The sequence below is a fragment of the Kitasatospora sp. NPDC058218 genome (genome assembly GCF_042882445.1).
Classification (GTDB): Bacteria; Actinomycetota; Actinomycetes; order Streptomycetales; family Streptomycetaceae; genus Kitasatospora.
Map to the genome: position 1 here is coordinate 39,704 of NZ_JBHVWC010000018.1, position 14,545 is coordinate 54,248.

Annotated in this window: 15 protein-coding genes and 1 pseudogene; 8 read left to right on the forward strand and 8 right to left on the reverse strand. The window is 72.7% G+C overall.

Going from position 1 to position 14,545, the window contains the following annotated elements:
* Positions 1-105 precede the first annotated feature (105 nt).
* The gene (locus ACFVYI_RS13770; RefSeq protein WP_387884825.1) at positions 106-738 is read left to right on the forward strand and encodes an RNA polymerase sigma factor; all 633 of its coding nucleotides are present in this window, start codon (positions 106-108) and stop codon (positions 736-738) included.
* Positions 735-1,550 carry a hypothetical protein gene (locus ACFVYI_RS13775; protein WP_387884619.1) on the forward strand — a complete coding sequence of 272 codons (816 nt, stop codon included), beginning with the start codon at positions 735-737 and terminating at the stop codon, positions 1,548-1,550. The genes ACFVYI_RS13770 and ACFVYI_RS13775 overlap by 4 nt, the downstream gene beginning before the upstream one ends.
* 279 nt (positions 1,551-1,829) lie before the next feature.
* On the opposite strand, the gene ACFVYI_RS13780 is transcribed toward ACFVYI_RS13775, so the two are convergent.
* From ACFVYI_RS13780 to ACFVYI_RS13795, 4 genes are all read right to left on the reverse strand, one after another.
* A complete protein-coding gene (locus tag ACFVYI_RS13780) occupies positions 1,830-2,135 on the reverse strand; it encodes a hypothetical protein (protein WP_387884622.1) in 306 nt (101 codons plus the stop codon).
* A gap of 67 nt (positions 2,136-2,202) precedes the next feature.
* Positions 2,203-2,667, reverse strand: coding sequence for an NADAR family protein (locus ACFVYI_RS13785; protein ID WP_387884624.1), 465 nt, complete (start codon positions 2,665-2,667; stop codon positions 2,203-2,205).
* A 759-nt stretch (positions 2,668-3,426) separates the two neighbouring features.
* Entirely contained in the window at positions 3,427-3,774 is a 348-nt protein-coding gene (locus ACFVYI_RS13790; RefSeq protein WP_387884626.1) for a DoxX family protein, read from the reverse strand.
* A gap of 395 nt (positions 3,775-4,169) precedes the next feature.
* Positions 4,170-4,898, reverse strand: coding sequence for a hypothetical protein (locus tag ACFVYI_RS13795; RefSeq protein WP_387884629.1), 729 nt, complete (start codon positions 4,896-4,898; stop codon positions 4,170-4,172).
* A gap of 735 nt (positions 4,899-5,633) precedes the next feature.
* Here ACFVYI_RS13795 and ACFVYI_RS13800 point away from each other — a divergent pair.
* Complete coding sequence (locus ACFVYI_RS13800) at positions 5,634-6,275, forward strand: dihydrofolate reductase family protein (protein ID WP_387884632.1); 642 nt, start codon at positions 5,634-5,636, stop codon at positions 6,273-6,275.
* A gap of 4 nt (positions 6,276-6,279) precedes the next feature.
* On the forward strand, positions 6,280-7,122 hold the full coding sequence (locus ACFVYI_RS13805; RefSeq protein ID WP_387884635.1) for an alpha/beta fold hydrolase: 843 nt from the start codon (positions 6,280-6,282) through the stop codon (positions 7,120-7,122).
* A 225-nt stretch (positions 7,123-7,347) separates the two neighbouring features.
* On the opposite strand, the gene ACFVYI_RS13810 is transcribed toward ACFVYI_RS13805, so the two are convergent.
* Positions 7,348-7,788, reverse strand: a complete 441-nt coding sequence (locus tag ACFVYI_RS13810) for a hypothetical protein (protein WP_387884638.1) — start codon at positions 7,786-7,788, stop codon at positions 7,348-7,350.
* A 315-nt stretch (positions 7,789-8,103) separates the two neighbouring features.
* Between ACFVYI_RS13810 and ACFVYI_RS13815 the strand changes: the two genes are divergently transcribed.
* Both ACFVYI_RS13815 and ACFVYI_RS13820 read left to right on the forward strand, forming a co-directional pair.
* Positions 8,104-8,688, forward strand: coding sequence for a DinB family protein (locus ACFVYI_RS13815; protein WP_387884640.1), 585 nt, complete (start codon positions 8,104-8,106; stop codon positions 8,686-8,688).
* 354 nt (positions 8,689-9,042) lie between these two features.
* Positions 9,043-9,684, forward strand: a complete 642-nt coding sequence (locus tag ACFVYI_RS13820) for an HAD family hydrolase (protein ID WP_387884643.1) — start codon at positions 9,043-9,045, stop codon at positions 9,682-9,684.
* Between the two features lie 59 nt (positions 9,685-9,743).
* On the opposite strand, the pseudogene ACFVYI_RS13825 reads toward ACFVYI_RS13820, so the two are convergent.
* A pseudogene (locus tag ACFVYI_RS13825) lies at positions 9,744-10,327 on the reverse strand (GNAT family N-acetyltransferase).
* Between the two features lie 65 nt (positions 10,328-10,392).
* Positions 10,393-11,631 (reverse strand): alpha/beta hydrolase family protein, encoded by a 1,239-nt coding sequence (locus ACFVYI_RS13830; protein WP_387884646.1) that lies wholly within the window; start codon positions 11,629-11,631, stop codon positions 10,393-10,395.
* A gap of 183 nt (positions 11,632-11,814) precedes the next feature.
* Between ACFVYI_RS13830 and ACFVYI_RS13835 the strand changes: the two genes are divergently transcribed.
* Together ACFVYI_RS13835 and ACFVYI_RS13840 are read left to right on the forward strand one after the other, a co-directional pair.
* The gene (locus ACFVYI_RS13835) at positions 11,815-13,122 is read left to right on the forward strand and encodes a sensor histidine kinase (protein ID WP_387884649.1); all 1,308 of its coding nucleotides are present in this window, start codon (positions 11,815-11,817) and stop codon (positions 13,120-13,122) included.
* Complete coding sequence (locus ACFVYI_RS13840; protein ID WP_387884652.1) at positions 13,119-13,820, forward strand: response regulator; 702 nt, start codon at positions 13,119-13,121, stop codon at positions 13,818-13,820. The genes ACFVYI_RS13835 and ACFVYI_RS13840 overlap by 4 nt, the downstream gene beginning before the upstream one ends.
* Before the next feature lie 78 nt (positions 13,821-13,898).
* Here the strand turns inward: ACFVYI_RS13840 and ACFVYI_RS13845 are convergent, their stop codons facing one another.
* Positions 13,899-14,492 (reverse strand): hypothetical protein, encoded by a 594-nt coding sequence (locus ACFVYI_RS13845; protein WP_387884654.1) that lies wholly within the window; start codon positions 14,490-14,492, stop codon positions 13,899-13,901.
* Between the last annotated feature and the right edge of the window lie 53 nt (positions 14,493-14,545).

Here is a 14,545-nt window from a genome sequence, read left to right on the forward strand (position 1 = left end):
AGGGCGACGGACCGTGACGGACCGTCCGATCTCCTGTGACGCAGGTCATAGGAACGGGTGCGGGCGGGGCACCAGATAGGGGACGTGGACTCTTCAGATCAAGATGTGCGCGCGCGGGTGCGGGCCGGGAACCGGGATGCGTTCGGCCGGCTCTTCGACACGCATGCGCGCGCGGTGTACAACCACGTGTTCCGGCTCACCGGGAACTGGTCGACGGCGGAGGACGTGATGTCGTTGACGTTCCTGGAGGCCTGGCGCCGGCACGACCGGGTCGATTCGGAGGGTGGGTCGCTGCGGCCCTGGCTACTGGGCATCGCCACGAAACTGGTCAGCAACCAACGCCGGGCCGCCTGGCGGCACCGGCAGGTCCTGGCGCAGCTCCCGCGCGCACGCGATGACGTACCCGACTTCGCGCAGGAGGTGGCCGGGCGGATCGACGACGCGGCGCGGATCGCCGTCCTGCACCAGGCGCTGGCGCGCCTACGCCGCCCGGACCGTGAGGTGCTGGCCCTGTGCGTGTGGGCGGGCCTGGAGTACCAGGAGGCCGCCGAGGCCCTGGGCATACCGGTGGGCACCGTGCGCTCACGCCTGTCCCGGGCCCGCGCCCGGCTGCACCGTCTCGCCGAGACGGCCCAGCGCCGGGCGCAGCGCGAAAAGGTGGAACCCGGCCGTGGCCGGAACCAGATCCAGGGTGGGCCGGCGAATGCGGCCCCGTCCCCGAAGGAGGTACACCAGTGAACGCCGGACAGCGGCCGGATCAGGCCGAGCGCGCGGAACTGCTCGGGCAGGCGCCCGTGCCGGCCGAGCGCGACCTCCCCGCGGGACGCCACGCCCTACACCGGGAGCGCCTGATGCGCCGGATCGACCTCGACACCCCCACCCCCGTCCCCGCCCCGGCCCCCGCCGGGCCGCGCTTTCGGCGGCGGCTGGCCGTCACCCTCGCCGGTGCGCTCGTCGTGGGTGCGGTCGTCACCGTGGCCGCGACGCAGTCCTCACGGGGCGGCGGCAACGGGCCGCTGAGCTCTGCGGAACTGGCCAGTTGGACCGACGCCCCGACGCCACTGGCCGCCTCGACGGGCCCGGGCGCCACGGCCGAGAAGTGGTGCCTGGACCGGATGACCGCCGGCCCGGGCGCCGGGTCGCCGGTCACGATCACCAACGCGGACCTGCGGGGCAAGGTCGCCTCCATGGTCGTCAACCGTGGTGGCAACGCCATGCTCTGCTACGTCGCCTCGCAGACCAGCGGCCTGTGGGAGGCGATCGACCCGGTGAAGACCGTGGCGCCCGATGCGGTCACGTACGACACGGGCGGCTCCCACGGTGACGAGGACACCACGTTCAACTACGCGCAGGGCTCCGTCGGGGCCGACGTCAAGGCGATCACCATGCGGGGCGCCGGACATACCTTCCAGGTCACCGTGGCGGACGGCCGCTGGACCGCCTGGTGGCCCGGCGCCACGCAACGCGGCGGCGCCATCGACACGGCCACCATCACCCTCTCCAACGGCACCACCCGTACCGTCAGCGGCAGCTCGCTGCACGCGAGGTGAGACCTCCCGGATGTGACGCAGGCACGGCGCGACCGAGGCGACCCTTCCGGCGGCCGCTCACGGTAGGGCCGGCTACGTGATGTCGTCGAGGTCCGCCTGACAGTGGCGCCTTCCCGCCTGGCATCGGAACGAACGGCCGTACCGCGTCGAGACCGTCGCGGTGCGGCCGCCCGTGCCTGAGGAACCGGCCGCGCCGCGAACACGTGCACCGTCCGGGCCGCCGAACACCACCGGGCGCAGCTGCAGCGGCGGGCCGGGGCCGAGGCCGGCGGAGTCGGCTCAGGACCCGACGGCGAGGATCGGCTCGGTCGTCGTGAGCAGGCGCCGGAAGGCCGCGAGGCCCTCGCGGTGCTGCGCGGAGCGCCCCAGCAGGGCGACGGCCGCCCGGAGCTCCGGCAGGCAGGTGCGGAGGATGTCGGGATGGCCCTGACCGGGGACACCGCCGTTGCCGAGGTAGGTCGACAGGAACCGGACCTGGACGGTACGCCGTGGCCGTGGGCCTTGCGCAGGTAGGCGGCGTGTTTGCGGATCTCCGCCCACAACGGCAAGAAGGTCCGCCGCTGGGCCGCCGACCACAACGTCCACCTCTGCTTCACCTCCACCAACGCGTCCTGGGCGAATCCGGTTCACAGGGCATGCCCCGGAGTGATCGTCACTTCCTTGGACCTCTGCCGTGGACCTCTGCCCGGAGTTGGTTTCGGGTGCGCATCAGGATCCGGCCGAGCATGTTCTTGCCGGTACCGGTCCTGCCGCGGCCCCAGTAATGGTCGGTGGTGGTGTCCTCGACGATCTCTTCGTCGGCGGTGGACAACAGGATGTCGCGGATGTCCGCATACGCTCGGAACTTGGTCGCCACGGCACGACGCATCACGTCGTCTTTGACACGTTCCCAGTCCCGCCGCAACGGTTTGGAGGGGTCACGGCCCAATTCGGCGGCACGCAACGGCGTGCGAGCCCGACGGATGAGATCGGCATGGCGGGTGCCGATGAACTTCTGGGCCTGGAAGTAATGCTCCGAGGTCGGCCACAGATGCCCGTCGAGGTCCAGACTGTGCGCAGAGAAGTTGGAGAAGCAGCCGTAGGGGACGTCGTCGGCGCCATAGAAGTAGATCGTCATCCGAGCCTCGTGGCAGGTGTGGGAGCCCGCACGGTCTCAGGCGCTGGTGGCTTTCGCAACCGGTTTTGCCACCCTCCACCTTCGGCACATTGCCGTCACCCCGAGCGGCAACCCGGTGAACCATCCCGGCCGGAGCACTATCCGGGCGCAGCGGACGGGTCAGAGCGAAGCGGGGCAGGGCGAGGCGAGGCGAGGCGAGGCGGGGCAGGCCAACGGCTGACCGGGCCGAGCGGACCGGGACGGCGGCCACCGCCGACCCTCGGCCAGAAACCCCGCCGTTCCCGCCACCGAAATCATGGGCCGCCCGACCGGGCCCTTCCCGAAGGAAACACCCGCTGAATCCGAGAACGGAACGCGGACGGAATCGGCCACCATTCCCGACCCTCCGTCAATTCGCCCCGACATCTCGGCCACCCCCCCAGACGGGCCTGACGGTCCCGAGAGGCCCCGGACGACCGGAGAGAGCGAACACCCCCGGAGTCCCAGGGGCCGAGGACCCGGAACACGGGGACTCCCGCTCTCTGCCTGCCGAACGAGGTCACACCCCGGGGCTCGGACAAACACCGGGCAGGCCACCGCGGCCCTGCCCGGGTCCGGCCCCCGGGGGGGGCGACACAGCCGCAGCCCGGCGGGCGGGCGGCGGGCCGGCGCAGCCGGTCCCGGAAGGGGCCGGACCCCGGCACACCGGCCAGGCGCAACCCCACCGCACGCACGCCCGCGACGCACGCCCGGGAGTAGACCCGCAGCGGATCAGGCCGGTCAGGCGGCGAATCCGAGGGCGAGGGTGACCGCGACGGGGGCGAGGTAGAGGAGCGGGAAGGGCACGGTCTTGTACGACCGGGCCCGCACGTTGGCGGCCACCGCGCCGAGGAAGTACAGGATCAGGCCGACCGCGGCGGCGACACCGACGGCCGGTACGGCGAGGCCGACCAGGAGGCCCGCGGCACCGGCGAGCTTGGCGAGTGCGAGCCCGGTCCACCACGAGCGGGGCACGCCGTACTCGACGAGCGGCTGGGTGACGAACTCCGCGCGACGCGCCAGGGACACGCCGGAGAACCCGACCCACAAGGCGCTGACGACGGCGAGGACGACGTAGGCGACAGACACGGTGATACCCCGGTTTCGTGTGAAGGGAAGCCGGACGGAAAGGGCTCCGCCCGCTTGGTTGCATTTACTCGGACACTCCACTGACCCGCCGCCCGCCTCGGATGTGACAACGCGGCCGAAGAAGTTTTCGCCGACCATCCCGGGCCGGGAGTGGGCGTGCGGGACGGCCGCAGCAGGACGGCCGGATCCTGGAACCTGCCCCGCCGGGTCGGGCCGGCCCGGCCCGGTACAAGGACCGGCCCAGGCGGGGCATGCGACCGCCGGCCGGGGCCGGTCACAGAAGCGGGGCGAAGCCGGGGGTGGGAAGGCGCAGCACGGACATCACCAGCCGGCCCCTACCCCGGACTCCGAGCCGGCTCCGACCGGTGGCGGGCCGGTCGGTCAGGGCCGGTCGGTCAGGGCCGGTCGCCGGTACCGCCGCTGGTCGGGGCGGCGTCTGCCTGCCGTTGCCCGCCGGCGCTTGCGCCCGGGTGGGAGCGCCGGCGGGTGGCGGCAGGCATCACCCGACAGGTGAAGACCAGGTGGACGATGATGACGGTCACGGCGGGAATGCCGCCGATCATGACCAGGAAGGCCGGCGCGAGGTTGGCGAGGACGGCGAGAGCAGGGCGGGCATCCAGGCCTCGCGCCGCCCACGGCGCCACCATGAGCAACGCGACGACGACGGGGCCGCCGAACAGCAGGGCGGCCGCGCCGATGAATTGGAGCGACTCCAGCAGCAGGGAGTCCGACTCCCAGGTGCCGCCGAGCGCCGCGGTGTAGGCCAGCGAGGCCAGTCCGAGGAGCAGGAGCAGCGGGGCCATGAAGTACGCGGCGTAGTACGCCACGGCGCGCCCGAACCAGCGCAGTACCACCCGCCGGTGATCGGCCCAGGCACGGGCGCCGATGGCGACGGGGAGGAGCAGGAGCGGCAGCACGAACAGGAGGACCATCGCCGGGTCCCCGCCGGGGTAGCCCTCGGACAGCTCGAACACCGTCAGGTAGGCCGCGGGCAGCAGGACGAGCAGGGCCACGGTGAAGGAGTGGACGGTGTCGCAGCAGAGACCGCGCTCCCTCCTCCTGCCCGGCTGCGGCCGGCGCCGACCGGCGCCGCCGCCACCGGCGCGCATCGTCACCGGGGACACGGCGAACGCTCCCCCGGCCGATCCCCCGACTGCCGCGGCCACCCCAGGCCCGACGTGCTGAACCATGTCCATGCCCCCTCAATGAGATTGAACGCGTTCAAAATATGGTGTGGCGGCTCCCCGGGTCAATTCCGTCGCCGGCCCACGCGCCTGACGTCGCCCCCGCCCGCCGTGCCCGACCTGGGCCGACCTGGGCCGACCTGGGCCAGCCGCCCAGGCGACAGGGGTCGCTCCGGCGCGCCCTCCGGCCGCCAGCGACGCCGACGTCCACCCCCCCACCGGCACCGGGCACGGGGCCGGTGAGGTGGTGGACGTCGGCGGCCGGGCCCGCCGGACAACCGGGCGTCGAAGCCTGACGGCCCCACAGGCGAACACCGGCAGGTGCCGGCGAGCCCTCTGGGGAGCGCCAAACAGCCGGGACGGCAACGGGCCCCGGGCAGCGACCACCACGAACTGACACACCGAGCGCCAGAAGCAACAGCGGCCCGGTCACCAACCGTTCTCCGACCTCCGCCGTCGGGCGGAGGTCGGCGAGGACGTCGAATGCGGAGGCGGTGTGTCTGGGGAACGCCTCGTACCGGTGGGAGTGCGGGCGCGGGGCCCCGGCCCGGGCGGGAGTCTGCCGGGCGCGGCGGTCGGCGGGTTCGGAAACCGGGTACCGGCGTGGCGATGAGTTTTCCGGCCCCGGCGGGTCTACATCTTCGACTGGACCGCCAACTCATCGGGAGTACAGACATGGGCCTCATCCACATCGAGCTGTTCGCGACCCTCGACCTCGTCGGGCAGGCGCCCGGCGGCCCCGACGAGGACCCGGTGGGGTTCCCGTTCGGCGGCTGGCAGGCGCCCCTGCTGAACGAGACCACCGGAGCACAGATCCTCGCCGCGTACGAGGGCACGGACGCCCTCCTGCTCGGCCGGCGGACGTACGACCTCTTCGCCGCCTACTGGCCGCACCAGAAGGACGGCGAGATCGCGGAGCTCTTCAACCGCGTCCCGAAGTACGTGGCCTCCCGCGGCACGGCCGACCTCCCGTGGGCCGGGTCCACGCAGCTCGGCCCGGACCTGGCCGCCGCGGTGCGCGAGATCCGTGACCGGCACGAGCACGTGAAGGTCGTCGGGAGCCTGAACCTGGTGCAGACCCTCCTGCGGGAGAAGCTCTTCGACCGTCTCGACCTCTGGGTGCACCCGATCGTGCTCGGCGTCGGGAAGAAGGTGTTCGACGGTGGCGCGGTGCCCACGAACGTCACGCTCCTCGAACCGCCCGTGGCCGGTCCGCAGGGCACCGTGTACCTGCGCTACGGGCTCGCCGACGGCACGCCCGCGACGGGCGACATGAGCGCGCCCGACCGCGGGCTCGGGAACGGCGACCACCGGTGATCCGATGACCACTGTCGACGTCAACGGGATCGCCTTGGGCATCGAGTCCTTCGGTGCCGACGACGCGCCGCTCGTCCTGCTCGTGGGCGGGACGACGATGCTCTCCTGGCCCGACGCGCTCTGCGAGCGCCTCGCCGCCGGCGGGCGCCACGTGGTGCGCTACGACCTGCGCGACAGCGGGGAGTCCACGACGACGGATCCGCAGGCACCCGCCTACACCCTGCGCGGCCTCGCCGCCGACGCGGCGGCCCTCGCCGACGCGCTCGGCGGGGGGCCCGCGCACCTCGCGGGGATCGGCGTCGGCGGGATGGTCGCCCAGGTGGCCGTGCTCGACCATCCCGACGCGTTCTCGGCACTCACCCTGGTCGGCACCCGCCCGGTTGCCCCCGGCCCGCCCGACGATGACCTCCCAGACCACGACCAGGCGACGATGAGTCGGCTGTTCGCCCGTCCGCTGCCCGATTGGACCGACCGCGAGGCGGTCGCGGAGTTCGCCGCCGCCGGCGCGCAGATCCTCGGCGACGACCCCGTCGCCGCGCGGGCAACCGCCGCCCGCATCTGGGACCGCACGCCCGGCACCGCTCCCCCGGTCCAGATGGCCAACCAGATGGGCATGGTGTTCTCCAGGCTCGACTGCAAACCCCGCTGGCGCGAGCGCCTGTCCGAGATCGAGGCCCCCACCCTCGTCGTCCACGGCCGCCGCAACCCGTTCTTCCCCGTGGGCAACGGCGAGGCGATCGCGCGCGAGATCCCCGGGGCACGGCTGCTCGTCCTCAAGGAGGCCGCCATCGCGATCCCCGACACGGCGGTCGGCGAGATCACCGAGGCGATGCTCGCACTCGGATAGCGGACGGCAGGATCACACGTGTCCGGCCTCCGGGCCGCTCGGCACCGACCAGCCCGGAGGCCGGGCTGAACGCCCGCGGCCACCACTGGTCCACCACGCCCCTGTCGACCGGCGCCTACCGGGAGGTAGGCGGGCACCTTAGAGGTCGTGCACGGTGCGACCGAAACAGGGTCGTGTCCGTAGTCGAGGTACGGCTCGACGCGAGTGTGCGCCGGTGATCCCCGGTCAGCGGCGGCCGGTGGACAGGATGACGAGGAACTGGCCGCCGCCCGCCTCGACATCGGCGGTCACCGGCAGCCCCGGTACCAGTCGGGAGAACCGGTCCACCAGCCAGTCCGCCGCCTCCTGGGCGTCCTTCCTGGTCGGACAACGGCCCACCATCTCGCGGCCCCCCTTGCGCTCCAGCCTGGCGGCAACGGTGATCAGCGGCGCGGGTTCGACCACGTACAGGCGCTCCGGCCAGGCGATGACCACCTTGACCGCGCCCTTGCGGGTGTTGCACCCGCGGTGCGCGAGCCGCTCGGCGACCTTGGCCTTCCGGTCGGCGGTCCGGCTGTCAACGCTGGGCCCCCGCGGGTCGTTCACCGACTTGTCGGGGTCGACCGACTCGTCGCACACCCAGCATCGCCAGCCGTCGCGCTCGGCCACATCATCAAGAAGACTCACCCGAGCAACCTAGCCTGCCGGGCCGCCACCTCGCACACCAGGGCCTCGGCCGGTCTTGGCACCGTCGCCGCCTGCCTCCGACCGACGCATCCGACACCGGCACCCCCACCTGCCGACCTTCCGGGGCCGCCGGTGCGGGGCATAGCCGGCCAGGGCGGTCCGGCCGATCCCGCTGGGCACCCGACGCCGCGCGCCGGTCGGACAAGATCGATGAGGGCAGGGCGGCGGCCATGGCCAGGCCTCGGCTCTGCCAGTCGTTACGGACCAGGTACGGGATCTTGAGGCCGCGAGCAGCCCATGGCAGGCTCATGCCGCATGATCGATGAATTCGCGAAGGACAACCTGCACGGGAGACTGCGGCGGGACCGCACGGCGCTGCTCTGGAAGCTCGACGGCTTGTCCGAATACGACGCCCGCCGACCTCTGACAGCGACCGGGACCAACCTCCTCGGCCTGGTCAAACACGTGGCCACCGTCGAGGCCAGGTACTTCGGCGAGGTCTTCGACCGCCCTTCCCCGGAACCGCTGCCCCGGTGGCAGGACTCCAACGGCAGCGATCAGTGGGCGACCGAGGACGAGACCCGCGATCAGATCATCGGGTTCTACCGGCGCACGTGGGAACACTCGGACGCGACGATCAACGAGCTTCCCCTCGACGCCCCCGGCCACGTGCCGTGGTGGCCGGAGCCTCGTCCCAACACGAACCTGTTCGCCATCATGGTCCATGTCCTCGGCGAGTCCATCCGGCATGCCGGGCACGCCGACATCCTGCGCGAGGGCCTCGACGGCCGGACCGGATTGCGCGCCGAACACGAGAAGCAGATCGACCAGGAAGCCCGTGCGGCCCACTGCGCGAAGATCGAGCAGGCCGCCAGGTCGGCCGCAGCGATCAAGGCTTAGCATGTCGTCATCGTCCGGCTTCGAACCCGAGACCTGGGGCGACGAGCAAGCGGTCACCAGCACCGCCACCCCCGCTACGGTACCGCCGTCGCGCGGGCGTGGGAGCCTTCGACAGCCTCGGCTCAGGCACAGTGCGGCGAAGCCGGCATGAGCGGGGGATACCGGGTCTTCGAACGTAACCGTGCCTGGTGGGCACGGTTAAGTCCGACGACCCGTGATGCTCCGTCACATCCAGGGTGGGAGCTGGGATGTACCGGTTCCGCGAACCGCTCCAGCTGATCGAGGCCGGCTGGCGACGGTACGATCCGCGGGGGCACGCCGGCCCGTCGCGGCCGCTAGGAAGGTAATGATGTCGTGAAGAAGTACATACTCTTCGATCATGACGGTGTCCTGGTCGACACCGAGTTCTGGTATTTCAGATCCGCAGAACGCGCCCTGGCGGAGGCCGGTTTCACGCTGGACAAGGATCATTACCTCCGGGACACGGCCCGGGGGGCGGGCTCTTGGGCCCAGGCCAGGGCAGCCGGCATCGACGACCGGACCCTCGTCCGGGTTCGCGAGACCCGTAACGGCTACTACCAGGAGTACTTGCGGACCGAGGCCATCGAGATCGACTGCGTCGTCGACACCCTCGCCGAACTGTCGACGTATGCCCGGATGGCCATCGTGACGACCGCGAAGCGGGCCGACTTCGACATCATCCACGAGAAGCGCCAGATCAGGCAGTTCATGGATTTCGTCCTTGTGCGCGAGGACTACGAACTGGCCAAGCCGAACCCGGAACCGTACCTGGCCGGACTGAAACGCTTCGGCGCCACCGCGCAAGAGACCCTGGTCGTGGAGGATTCAGCCAGGGGACTCACCTCGGCGGTGGCCGCCGGTATCGACTGCGCCATCGTCCGCAACGAGTTCACGAAAGCTGACGACTTCTCCCAGGCAACTCACCGGATCGACAGCCTGAGCGGATTGAAGGACATCCTTCTCATGGAAAGCTGACGCCCCTTGGTGCGGAGCCCGCACCCGGTGCGCCGGGTGCGGGCCGTACGAGAAACGGACTAACGCCGCGCTTCGTGGGCTGGAATCGGCACAGCAGACGGCCGCCACTCCCGCCTGATCAACCCGAACACCCACGAGTCGGATACTTCGCCGTTCACGACGCAGTCTTCCCGCAACGTCCCTTCACGCACGAATCCGACCTTCTCCAGGACCCGGGCAGACGCCACGTTGCGCGTATCGGTCTCGGCCTGCACCCGATTCAGGTCCAGCGTGTCGAATGCCCACCGCAGCACGGCCTGCGCGGTCTCCGTCGCGAAGCCGTGGCCCCACATCGCCTCGTCGAGGCAGTAGCCCAACGACGCGCTGCGGTAGTCCGGGTTCCATCCGGTCAGACCGCACCAGCCGACGAATACCCCGTCGGAAGCACGGTCGATGGCCACCCGCGCCCCGGTGCCTTCGTCCGGCACATCGCGATGAAGCGCTCGGCGCGGGCCTGTTCGTGCCACGGCGGGGAGTCCCAGTAGCGCATCACGTAGGTGCTGCTGTGCAGCGCGAAGAGGGAGTCCGCGTCGGCGTCGGTGAAGGGGCGCAGTCGCAGGCGAGCGGTGTCCAGTGTGGGGGTGGCCAGAGTCATGCGCACCATCTTGTGCCTTCATGGGCAGGCGGAACACCGAATATCCGACCCCGGTCCGGTCCTCACGACCAAGGTCAGCGGCGGTGGGTGATCTCGGGGAAGAGCGGGGAGGGGCGGTCGAAGAGGGTGGTCGGGCGGTGGCGCAGGTGGAGGTCGAAGAAGGCGGCGAGGTAGGCGCGTTGGACCGTGCCGGCGCGGGTGCCGTCGATGGTGCCGAGGACCTGGTCGAGCTGCTCGGCGGGCCAGGTGAGGACCGGGCGGGCGGCGGGCAGCAGCACCGCGAAGTCGCTGAAGGAGAGGTGGCCGGAGCCGCTCAGGGTGAGCTGTCGGCGCCAGGAGGTGAGCCGGGGCCAGAGGGCGTCCCACATCGCGTCGCGGGCGGGGCGGACGTCGGAGGCGCCGAGCAGCAGCAGCGGGCGGTCCACGCCGTCGGTGGCCGAGGTGCCGAAGACCGGGCCGTCCAGGGTGGTGGCGGCGAGGACGCGCGCATCGTCGTGCAGGGTCTGGACGGCGGTGGCGCCGCCCATGGAGTGGCCCAGCATGCCGACGGCGGTGAGGTCGAGGGCCGGGCCTAGGCCGGACGGCAGCTCCCGGTGCCCGGCGTCGGGGTTGGTGCCGGCCGCGAGGTCGGTGAGCCGGTCCAGGACGAACCGGGTGTCGGCGGTGCGGTAGGCGACGATCTCCTCGTCGGTCATGGCGTGCACGGCGGGGGTGTTGCGGACCTCCAACCGCCCGTCGGGGAAGCGCACCTCTCCGGCGTCGAAGGTGTGGTCGATCCCGACGACCACGTACCCGCGCGAGGCGAGGTCCTCGGCCTCCGTCGTGCCGAAGGAGCGGTCGCCGCGCGAGCCGGGCGAGTACAGCACGACCGGGTGACGACCGGTGTGGTCGGCGGGCGCGTCCACGAGGGAGTGGGTGAGCGGCCAGACGAGGCGGCCCGGGGTGGTGATGCCCAGGAAGTCGCTTTCCAGCCGGGCCTGTTCGGCGGCCCCCGTCCAGGGCGCGCGCGGCAGACCGGACGAGCCGCAGGCGGCGGCCGGGTACCAGACCTGCGCCATCAGCTCCCGGGGGCGAGGGGTGGGCGCCCACAGGTCGGTGCGTCGCGGGTCGACGAGGTGCAGCGCGGTGGTGCCGACGGGGTGCGGGCCGGTGGGCGCGGGCAGGGAGAGCCGGATCGGTGCGGGAGCGGTCGCCGCGGGCGGGGCGGAGCGGTTCGGCGGGGCGGCCTGAGCCGCCGGGGTGGTGGCGGCGAGCGCACCGGCGGTCAGCACGGCGGTGAGCGTCCCGACGAGCAAGCTGTGACGGGCTGTCATGTCGACTCCTTCACTTGGTCCTTCGGTGATCTCTTCATGGGATCCGCGCGCCGCCCTCCTGGTGAGGGAAGGGGGTGGGCGGCTCCGCTCCACGGTGGCGGACGTGCCGCGCCGCCGCGTCCGACCGCGGGCATACGACCGTGGTCGGATGCCCGTCGCCCGTGCCGTGGCTAGCCTGGCCGCGTGCAGATCGACGAGTCGTCCGCCGCCGCCCCGTCACCCGCGCTGTTGCCGTGGACGCGCAGGGTGACCTCATCCCTCTGGGTACTGGTCGACGCCCTCGCCGCGTCGGTCGGCACGGCCGTCACCGGCTCCCGCGTGCTCGCGGCGGCCCACGAGTTCGACCCGCACGCGCGGGGCAACCCGCCGCCGTCCGCCGTCGCCCTCCCGGTGGCGCTGCTCGCCGTCGTGGCGCTCGGCGCCGCGCTCGCGCTCCGCCGCCGGAGCCCGGCCGGGGCCTGCGGGGCGGCGGCGCTCGCCTGGGCCGTTCTGGTGGCCGGCTGTCGCCAGCCGGCGATGGGCCTGGTGGCCGGGTTCTGGGCGGTGCTGGTCGGCGTGCCGGCGGCCTACACGGCGGCGGCCCACGACCGGCGGGCCGGCCGGGTGGCGCTCGGCGCGGCGGGCTTCGGCTGGGCGGTCACCCTGGCCGCGCCGGGCGAGGTGCGGGGCAACGTGCTGCTCGCGGTGGTCGCCCAGTCGGCCGCCTGGGCGGTCGGGGACGCCGTCCGCCGCCACCGGGCGCACACCGCGGCGGCGGACGCCCACCGGGCGGCGCTGGACCGGGCCGCGCGCGACGGCGAACGCCTGCGCCTGGCCCGGGAGGTGCACGACATCGTCGCCCACGGCCTGGGTGTGGTGAGCGTGCAGGCGGGCTTCGGCCAGTTCGCGCTGGAGCATCGACCGGAGGAGGCCGGAGCCGCGCTGGCCGCCATCCGCGCGGTGAGCGCGGAGGCCCTGCGGGAGACCCGGGCGCTGCTCGCCGTCCTCCGCGAGGACGCCGGCTCGGCGCCCGCCGTGCTGGCCCCGGTGCCCGGGCTGACGGCCGCGGACCTGGACCGGCTGGCGGTCCGGACAGTGGCCGCCGGGATGGCCGTCGACGTCCGGGTGCGCGGGTCCGAACGTGAACTGCCGTCCGGTGTGGGCCTGTCGGCGTACCGGGTGGTCCAGGAGGCGCTGGCGAACGCCGTCCGGCACTCGGGGGCGGCGGGTGTCCGGGTGGAGGTGGAGTACCGGGACGGCGAGGTGTGGTTGGAGGTCACCGACGACGGCTGTGGCGGCGTTGGTCTCCCGGACCTCAGCGGCGCGGCGGGCAGCACGGCAGGCAGAGCAGCGGACGGCACGGCGGGCAGCGCAGCGGGCGGCGGTACCGGGCTGACCGGGATGCGCGAGCGCGTCGCGTCGTACGGGGGGTGGTGCACCGCCGGCCCGCTGCCGACCGGGGGCTTCCGGGTGACGGCGGCCCTGCCCTCGGCCGGAGCCGACGGCGCATGACCGTCCGGGTCCTGGTCGCCGACGACCAGACGCTGGTTCGCGCCGGGTTCGCGGGCATCCTTCGGCTCGCCCCGGGCTTCGCCGTGGCGGGAGAGGCGGCGGACGGCGCGCAGGCGGTCGAACTCGCCCTCCGGGAACAGCCGGACGTCGTACTGATGGACATCCGGATGCCCGGCCTGGACGGCATCGAGGCGACTCGCCTGATCACCGCCGGCCCCTCCGGCAGCCGCGTCCTGATCCTCACCACCTTCGAGCTGGACGAGTACGTGCGCGGCGCGCTGCGGGCAGGGGCGAGCGGGTTCCTCCTCAAGGACGCGGAACCGGCGGAACTCCTGGCCGCGACCCGGGCGGTCGCCGCGGGCCAGGCCGCGCTCGCGCCGAGCGTCACCCGCCGGCTGATCTCCGGCCTCCTCGGCGCCGAGCAGCCCACCGGACCCACCGGACCCACCGGGGAACGATCGCTCCTCCCCGACCCGGCCCGTGACCTGGCCCGCGCCGCCGTCGCGGCTCTCACAACGCGGGAACGCGAAGTGCTCGCCCTCATCGGGGACGGCCTCACCAACCCGGAGATCGCCGCCCGCCTGCACATCACCGAGGGCACCGCCAAGACCCACATCGGCCGACTGCTCCACAAGCTGGCCGCCCGCGACCGCGTCCGCCTCACCATCCTCGCCCACCGCGCGGGCCTCTCCCGCTGATCAGCCGCTCCGGGGATTCGCGGCTGCTCGTCGGCCAGGCCATCAGCGCCGCCGAGGCGGCATCACCGAACGGATCGGCTACTCCCAGGGATCGACGCCCACCTCGTACGAGGCTTCCTCGTCCTTGTCGTGAAGGAAGCGCGGGTTCACCATGTCCTGGATCGAGCTGTCGCTGATCGGCCACGGCTGCCACTCGTCGCGCAGGAGCCCGAGAAGGAACTCGGCCATACCGCACGGGTACACCGACCATTCGAGGTCCCCGCGCGAGTACACCGCGACGGGCCATCGGTCCGGGTCCGGATCCGTCGTGATCCAGCACAGGGTGTCGGCCGCGGCTGTTTCCCCCCAGATGAGCAGGTCCTCCAGCCGGTGCCGGCCCTTCCCCGCGGGAGCCCACCGGTTGACCGACCTGTCCGCGAGCGCTGCCTTCGAGAGCCTGGAGACCGTGTTTCCCTTCCGCTCGTCCGAGGAGACGGCAGGGATGCAGATGCCGACCATCTGCTCGATCGAGCCGCTGCCGAAGGCTGCGACGAAGGCCCGGTAGTCGGCCGGGAAGGAGGTTCCGTGGACCCTCTCCGCCGCGCTCCAGTCGACGGTGTCCCCGCAGGTCGGCCCGACGCACGACAGTACTTCTCCGAGGCCCGCCATGGCGGCGGGCCGATCGTCACTCACGCCACGGCTCCCATCGGTTCGGGTACGGCGGTGAAGGCCGGGGTGGGGCGGGC

Excerpts from the sequence above, each read along its gene's own strand:
- ACFVYI_RS13785 (WP_387884624.1), bottom strand. The coding sequence starts at position 2,667 with ATGACGATCTACTTCTATGGCGCCGACGACGTCCCCTACGGCTGCTTC.
- ACFVYI_RS13800 (WP_387884632.1), top strand. The coding sequence starts at position 5,634 with ATGGGCCTCATCCACATCGAGCTGTTCGCGACCCTCGACCTCGTCGGG.
- ACFVYI_RS13805 (WP_387884635.1), top strand. The coding sequence starts at position 6,280 with ATGACCACTGTCGACGTCAACGGGATCGCCTTGGGCATCGAGTCCTTC.
- ACFVYI_RS13815 (WP_387884640.1), top strand. The coding sequence starts at position 8,104 with ATGATCGATGAATTCGCGAAGGACAACCTGCACGGGAGACTGCGGCGG.
- ACFVYI_RS13830 (WP_387884646.1), bottom strand. The coding sequence starts at position 11,631 with ATGACAGCCCGTCACAGCTTGCTCGTCGGGACGCTCACCGCCGTGCTG.
- ACFVYI_RS13840 (WP_387884652.1), top strand. The coding sequence starts at position 13,119 with ATGACCGTCCGGGTCCTGGTCGCCGACGACCAGACGCTGGTTCGCGCC.